The organism is Paenibacillus sp. FSL K6-1230 (assembly GCF_038002385.1).
In the GTDB taxonomy this organism is placed as follows: domain Bacteria; phylum Bacillota; class Bacilli; order Paenibacillales; family Paenibacillaceae; genus Paenibacillus; species Paenibacillus massiliensis.
Genome location: NZ_JBBOCK010000004.1, coordinates 1 through 6795, shown reverse-complemented (window position 1 = coordinate 6795; position 6795 = coordinate 1). Strand labels below are relative to the sequence as shown.

Here is a 6795-nt window from a genome sequence, read left to right as displayed (position 1 = left end):
CTCATGGCTCACGTTCAAAAATACACAAAAGGAAATGTACAAGGCCTTTCGATTCATTGGGACAGAAAAACAGAAAACCATTCGAATTTAAACATTGACAATGAGCGGTCGGATTTCAATTATGATTTATGTGAAAAAGAAGGAGATACACTTTCTCGTATGAATCAGCGTTTAAGTGAAGTGTATGTCTTTAAGCGAAATGATGTAAAAGTGTGTGCGGATTGGGTTGTTACGTTACCAGAAAATTTGAAGGGGATTTCAGAAAAAGAACAGCGTGATTTTTTTGAGAAGATTTATGAGTTTTTAGCAAATCGTTATGGTGGGGAAAAGAACGTACTTTCAGCGAATGTCCATATGGATGAAACAACGCCACATATGCACTTTGCTTTTATGCCTGTTGTGTGGGACAAGAAAAAGCAAAGGGAAAAGGTTTCAGCAAAAGAAGTGCTAACACGTAAAGAGTTAAAAACATTTCATCAAGATTTAGATACCTTTTTAAAACAAGAAATTCCGCATATCTACAAAGAAGGGATTTTGAATGAGAAAACAATTGGTTTTGAGACAGTGAAAGAGTTAAAAAGATATGCTGAGGAAATTCAAAAACAAAAAGACCAACAAAAAGCAAATGCGACCGCAGAAATGAAAGTGTTTAAAGAACCAAAACAAGTGTTGAAGAAAATCGAAGCATCAGCAAAGAAAACGATATTTGGAAATAAGGTCACATTGCGATCTCAGGATTTTGAGAAATTAAAAATGTTATCTGTATCGAGTATGAAAGTCCAATATCAAGCTGGAAAAAGATTGGATGAAGCAATCGGGAAAATGAAGGAATGGGAAGAGAAGTATTATGAGGCGGATCGAAGGGCAGATCATGCTGAACTTCAATTTGGTTTATTAGAAAAAGAAGTAGACCAACTGAAGAAACACCGAACAGACGCTATTATCTATAAAAGTATGTTGGAAGATACAAACAGAGGGGCAGAAATTAGTGAACTAGAAAAGAAAGGTCGTTTAGTTCTGTTTAATCTGGAAAATGGACATGAACCAGAAAATCAAAAAGAAGGCGAACAGTGGCTTTCTATCTTGGAAGAGAATAAAAAAGCAAAAACAATCCCTCAGAAGCGCCTAGAAGCCTTTATAGAGCGTTTAAAGGTATTTCTAGATAAAATACTAGGGAAAGGTAGAGAATTCTCTCTAGAGAGCTTAAAACGCAAATCAGAGCAACTGAAACAAACGAGACAACCAAAAACAAAAAGAGATAGGGGGATGGAGCGATAAAAAACGACACCGATTATACACCGGTATCGCTTTTTTGCTTTATTTTTGCATGGATAGAATGAAATTAATGCCTTGTGTAAAGCCTTCTTTATAGGATTCTTTCTTGATATTGGACATTTTAAGATAAATCGCAAGTTCAAATTGGTTAAACTCTTCCAGTGTGAACTTGTTTTGATGGGAATATAGTTCTTGAAATTCTTCGTATCTGTCTAATTCTTCTACACTTTGTTCAACGATCATTTCTAACATTTGATTTGCAGTCATACTCTTTATCCTCCTTGTTTTTAAGAAAAATGTATAGGAAAATAAAAAGGCATACTATTTTATTGGGTTGGTATGTATTCGTGGTGCTCCCTGGTCAGAGGGAGTGCCTTTTTATTTGTCTTTTAAAACTTAGAATAATTTTGTTCATTACCTCAAAACATTTGTTTTAATGTATTTTGAACGTTCAAATTTATTAAATAGATCTTTGTTTTCTGTACGCCCAAGAAGAATATTACCTTTGAAATTCACAAAGTCTTTTTTATCCCTACTTGTTGCCCAAGCTACTTCTGGATTTAAAATATATACATTTGTATTTCCAACTTTACCAATAGCAATCAATCCGTTTTCTTCTAGACATGAAATTGCTCTAAATATTGTTGTTCTTGATTTTCCAGTAACCTCTTCTAAAATTTTATGTGAGGCCATTATACTATTGCTATTAACATCCATATTCTCTATAAAGAACATATAAAGTTGTCCTGCAACTGCATTTTCGGAAATGATATAGGCTAATGCTTTTGTTCCTACACCCCTACTAATTTGTATGAAATTCTTGTTCTTTTGGTTTTCTTTTGCTCTTTTAGCTTCTAGGGCTTCATTAGCACTATCAAAGATTTCAGCATCTTCTAAGGCTACGTATTTAACTTCTGTGTCTTTTTCTTTTCCTGAAAACATATGTAACCCTCCACTATACATTAATGTTTCTTTTTTGAAACAACCTGTTGCATGTTTTGATTTTATCACCTCCAATTTAGTTTTGCAACAACTCGTTTCAAAAAAGAAACATAAAGGTGCAACTATGTTTCGCCACACGAAACATTAATGTAAACCCTCATGAAACATACCAAACTTGAAAACTATTGATATTACTGCATTTCTAGCAATTCCCTTTCTATATCTATAAAAGTAGCTTTTCATAATACAAGGGGCGAGTCGTATTTTTTGAGAAACCCACTCAAAAAATCTCCACTCTTTTACCCTTGTATTATGAAATTCGGCGGGGGTTGGTATATCGCCAAGCCGAACATACCAAAAACGAGGATTTAGTTGTTCGACTTGGATTTGCAAGTATACCCGCCGAACCGCCAGTTCTATCGTTCTAAGCAACAAGCTTACTCTATATTCAGTTACGTTCCAGGGGGCTAGCCCCCAAACCCCCAGCCAGCACTCACACCCAAAAACAAGGGGGAAATATCTTATTTTCTTACTAAGATATTTAAGAAATTCTTATAAAACGTACAAAAGATGTCTTTTGTACAATATATTTATATTTTAATACTAGGGTTCTCCAGGATCCTCATGTAAATTGATTAGAGTTGTTAAAATAAAAATACACATAGAGGCGGAAAATACATATTCTGCTTACAAAAAATAAAAAGAGGGAAATTATGAGTAAAAATCAAGAAGTGATACAAACAAGTCTAGAGGAAACGCCATCATCAGTTTCCTCTCAAGTTGTAAATGTAATGTATGAGAAACCGGAAAGAAATGATACATGGTGGTGTTGGGGGGCAGGGATTTTATTGATTCTATTGTTATTTGTATGGATATTGGGTGTTCAACAAGTGCCATATTATACAATAGGTGCTACATCTGTCCCACAAAATATAGGACTCCCATCGCAAGGAATGATTGCAAATCAAGTACAAACGAATGTAGTAGGCGAACAATTGTATATTACAAATAGCCAAACAAAAATGGTTTCTGTCGTAGATAGTAAAACAAATCAAGTCAAAACGGTGATTCCTTTTGGATAACACAAATAGTGGCACGGCAACGATTCGTTCTTTTTCGGGGCACTTTCAAAAAATTTTCAAGAATACTTGCTTAAAATGTGTTCTGTGAATATATTTTCCAACAATATTTACAGGTGTTTTGTAAACTAATCTTGTTAAATTCATCTCAAAAAGTTAATGGAACTCTAATTCTGTTAACTAAAATGGTGAGTGGCCCCAAATAAGTATAAAAGAGCAAAATGGAAGGTGTGTCAACGGTACCGGACCGAACCCGGAAGGGTATGGGAGGATAAGGAGTTGACACACTCTCTATGCGACCCTCTTGGATTGTCAAAACGGTTACCGTTTTGACCTGCCAACCGGCGAGGGAGTCCCTCAAGGATTGAGGAGTTGGGGAGTTGGATGAAAGGGGGTCAAGGGGAAGAGTTCCCCTTGTAGGTTCGGACAAAGTCCGAGGTTTTTTCTTTGCCATGCTTGCATGGCTTGGCGAAGCCAAAGAGCCTCGCAGAGCACGTCCAAATGTAATTTGGTATAACGTGCTAGACCAAATTATTGGATTCCCTCAACCCTCGTGTTAAACTGGTTACCAAGAAGGAGGGGATTGCTCGTGGCTCATGTAAAAAAATATACAAAAGGCAACGTACAAGGATTATCAATTCATTGGGACAGAAAAACAGAGAATCATTCAAATCAAGATATTGATAATGAACGATCACATTTGAATTATGATTTATGTGAAAAAGAAGGAGACACGTTTTCTCGCATGAATAATCGATTAAGTGCAGTACATTGTTTGAATCGAAAAGATGTAAAAGTGTGTGCCGATTGGGTTGTTACGTTACCAGAAAACTTGAAGGAGACTTCAGAAAAAGAACAACGTGAATTTTTTGAAAAAACCTATGAGTTTTTAACGAATCGTTATGGCGGTGAAAAAAATGTGTTGTCCGCTAACGTACATAAGGATGAAACAACACCACATATGCATTTTGCCTTTATGCCGATTGTTTGGGATGAAAAAAAACAACGGGAAAAAGTTTCAGCGAAAGAAGTGTTAACAAGAAAAGATTTAAAAACCTTTCACCAGGATTTAGATACATTTTTGAAAAAGGAAATACCTTATATCTACAAAGAAGGCATTTTAAACGAGAAAACAATTGGTGTTGCTACAGTCAAAGATTTAAAAAAATATTCGCTAGAAATACAGGAACAAAAAGAAGCAATGGATGTAGAAGTAAAGATAAAAGAAAAAGATTTGAAAAGAAAAATTCAATCTCTAGATAAAGAATTTGAAAACAAAAAGGAAAAACTTCTAGATCTAAGTGAACAATTACCACAGGAAATTAAAATTAAGGCAAAAGGGAAAGAGAAAAAAACAGAAGTAGTGAAGAAAGGTTTATTTAAAACAGAAACAGTAACCAAAGAAACAGGGAATTGGATTATTGGAACAAGTGAATTAAAAAGAGTACAAAAAATGGTGAACGCTGCTTATATGGTCAAAAAAGATTATGAGCGTTTGCAAGGTACAGATTTGGTGCAAGAAAATAAAAAATTACACCTTCAAATAGAGAATTTGTCTAACAATTTAAAAGCATCTCATCAGATTAATGCTGGGTTGAGAGAGAAGAATAAAGAATTACATACAAAAATAGGCTCGCTACAAGCTCATATAAACGATTTGAAGACAAACGTGATGGTTTTTATATCAACAAACGAAAAAAGTTTTTAAAGAGCAATTTAAAACGTTTAGGGGACTTGTTAACAATGAACTAGTTGGGAGAGAGGTAGAGAATTACTTTGAACGTGAATATAAACAAGAAATTAAGAAACAACGTGGATATGATATGGAACGGTAAAACCGCCTTAGAATTAATTCTAAGGCGGTTTATTCAACTTTATTGATTGGGGCTTTATTATTATTAAAATCTTCGAATCTAGCAAGTAAGTATTTCTCTTTTGTATCTTTACCACGATGAACAAGGCTTGGGTGTATCATTATTGCTCCGGTTCTTCTAGTAACTATTTGGGCTTGCTCCAGTGTTTTTAATGTTTCTATAACAGTCTTTTTAGATACTAGGCTTTTATCAGCTAATTCTTGTGTTGTGATAATCAATGTATTTGTTGATTTATCCATATTTTCTAGTATGTATTTTACAACTTGCATCTTTTTGTTACCCAAACTATCTATTAATTGAACAATTGCAGTTAAATATGTAATCATAAAACCATTTCTAGGGGTTTTTTTTATGATTTCATCAGTTTCTATTATTTCACCTGTATCCATGTTTTTCCAACGACTTCTCCCGTTATAAATCACTTCATTTTCTGTTTTTTGTTTAGGCATTATAATTTCTCCTTTTTTTAATATTTTATGAGAAGTATACCGAATGGTGTAAAAAAATTACACCATTTGGTATAAAAAATTACACCAAAAGGTATAAAAAATTACACCAAAAAGTAAACGCTTTCATAGCTATATATCAACTCTAAATCTATTTTTAATCCTTAAGTTACTCTTTTCTATATATTTAAGGCGATATTCATCGCCTTAAATATATTTTCTTTTTCTTCCTTAAAGGGCTTTCCACAATGCAATAGTCGAGTAGTATTTTTTGAGAAAACCACTCAAAAAATCTCCACTCTTTTGCTATTGCATTGTGGAATTCGGCAGGTGTGAGTATGTCGCCAAGCCGAACATACCAAAAACGAGGATTTAGGTAGCACGACTTGGATCAACAATTGTACCCGCCGAATCGCCGTTTCCTCCGCCCTCAATATTTATTTTTCACAATATGCATTTACGCATATTTGGGGGCTAGCCCCCAAACCCCCAGCCAGCACTCACACCCAAAAACAAGGTTCATACAATATATTGTAAAAACCTTGAAGGGAATTTGTAATCATGAAACGACAAACTAAAGGTGATTCAAAGTCCGAAGAAATAAAATTAGCTGATAGTTTAAAATTCGCATTAGTAGGCGGCTTGTTTGATATGATAGGGGATGTTTTAGAAACTTATGGAGCAAAATTAGCTATAGATGAAGCATTAAAAGAACAAATTGAACAACAAGAAGTAAATAAAAAACAAGAACAACAAATGCAGTTATTAGAAAAAAAAATTGAAGAATTACAACAACAAATCGAGGATTTGAAAAAAAGATAATTGTTGGTCAATCAAAACGGACCTAGCGTAGCGGAGGGAGTATTTGACTTGACCAACTGAACAATATCCGAACCCTCTTGGTATTGAACAAACTATAGTTTGTTCTTGCCAACCGGCGAGGGAGCCCCTCAAGGATTGAGGGGTTGGGGAGTTCGATTGAGGGGGTCAAGGGGAAGATTTCCCCTTGTAGGTTCGGACAAAGTCCGAGGTTTTTTTTGCTATGCAGAGCATGGCTCGGCGGATGCCGAAGAGCCTCGCAGAGCACGTCCAAATGTAATTTGGTATAACGTGCTAGACCATATGATATGAGTCTGGCTGATCCCATGTTATACTAGTTATCAAAAAGGAGGGTTCTCG

General features: G+C 34.9%; 6 protein-coding genes and 1 pseudogene. 4 read left to right on the top strand and 3 right to left on the bottom strand.

Features of this window, described 5'->3' with window-relative positions; all coding sequences use genetic code 11:
* Window positions 1-1278 (top strand): MobV family relaxase (gene mobV, locus MKX74_RS28025; RefSeq protein WP_341180702.1); only part of this gene is annotated, 1278 nt, incomplete at its 5' end.
* A 39-nt stretch (window positions 1279-1317) separates the two neighbouring features.
* Here mobV (MKX74_RS28025) and MKX74_RS28020 read toward each other — a convergent pair.
* Both MKX74_RS28020 and MKX74_RS28015 read right to left on the bottom strand, forming a co-directional pair.
* Window positions 1318-1542, bottom strand: coding sequence for a hypothetical protein (locus tag MKX74_RS28020; RefSeq protein ID WP_098678162.1), 225 nt, complete (start codon window positions 1540-1542; stop codon window positions 1318-1320).
* A 147-nt stretch (window positions 1543-1689) separates the two neighbouring features.
* On the bottom strand, window positions 1690-2286 hold the full coding sequence (locus MKX74_RS28015) for a helix-turn-helix transcriptional regulator (RefSeq protein ID WP_341180701.1): 597 nt from the start codon (window positions 2284-2286) through the stop codon (window positions 1690-1692).
* A gap of 644 nt (window positions 2287-2930) precedes the next feature.
* Between MKX74_RS28015 and MKX74_RS28010 the strand changes: the two genes are divergently transcribed.
* Window positions 2931-3299, top strand: coding sequence for a hypothetical protein (locus MKX74_RS28010; RefSeq protein WP_341180700.1), 369 nt, complete (start codon window positions 2931-2933; stop codon window positions 3297-3299).
* Window positions 3300-3885: 586 nt separating this feature from the next.
* A pseudogene (gene mobV / locus MKX74_RS28005) lies at window positions 3886-5131 on the top strand (MobV family relaxase).
* Between the two features lie 29 nt (window positions 5132-5160).
* Here mobV (MKX74_RS28005) and MKX74_RS28000 read toward each other — a convergent pair.
* Window positions 5161-5619, bottom strand: a complete 459-nt coding sequence (locus MKX74_RS28000) for a replication/maintenance protein RepL (protein WP_341180698.1) — start codon at window positions 5617-5619, stop codon at window positions 5161-5163.
* Window positions 5620-6177: 558 nt separating this feature from the next.
* On the opposite strand from MKX74_RS28000, the gene MKX74_RS27995 reads away from it, so the two are divergent.
* Window positions 6178-6438 carry a hypothetical protein gene (locus MKX74_RS27995; RefSeq protein ID WP_341180697.1) on the top strand — a complete coding sequence of 87 codons (261 nt, stop codon included), beginning with the start codon at window positions 6178-6180 and terminating at the stop codon, window positions 6436-6438.
* Window positions 6439-6795 lie beyond the last annotated feature (357 nt).

Coding starts and splice junctions, on each gene's coding strand:
- MKX74_RS28010 (WP_341180700.1), top strand. CDS start 2,931: ATGAGTAAAAATCAAGAAGTGATACAAACAAGTCTAGAGGAAACGCCA.
- MKX74_RS28020 (WP_098678162.1), bottom strand. CDS start 1,542: ATGACTGCAAATCAAATGTTAGAAATGATCGTTGAACAAAGTGTAGAA.
- MKX74_RS27995 (WP_341180697.1), top strand. CDS start 6,178: ATGAAACGACAAACTAAAGGTGATTCAAAGTCCGAAGAAATAAAATTA.
- MKX74_RS28000 (WP_341180698.1), bottom strand. CDS start 5,619: ATGCCTAAACAAAAAACAGAAAATGAAGTGATTTATAACGGGAGAAGT.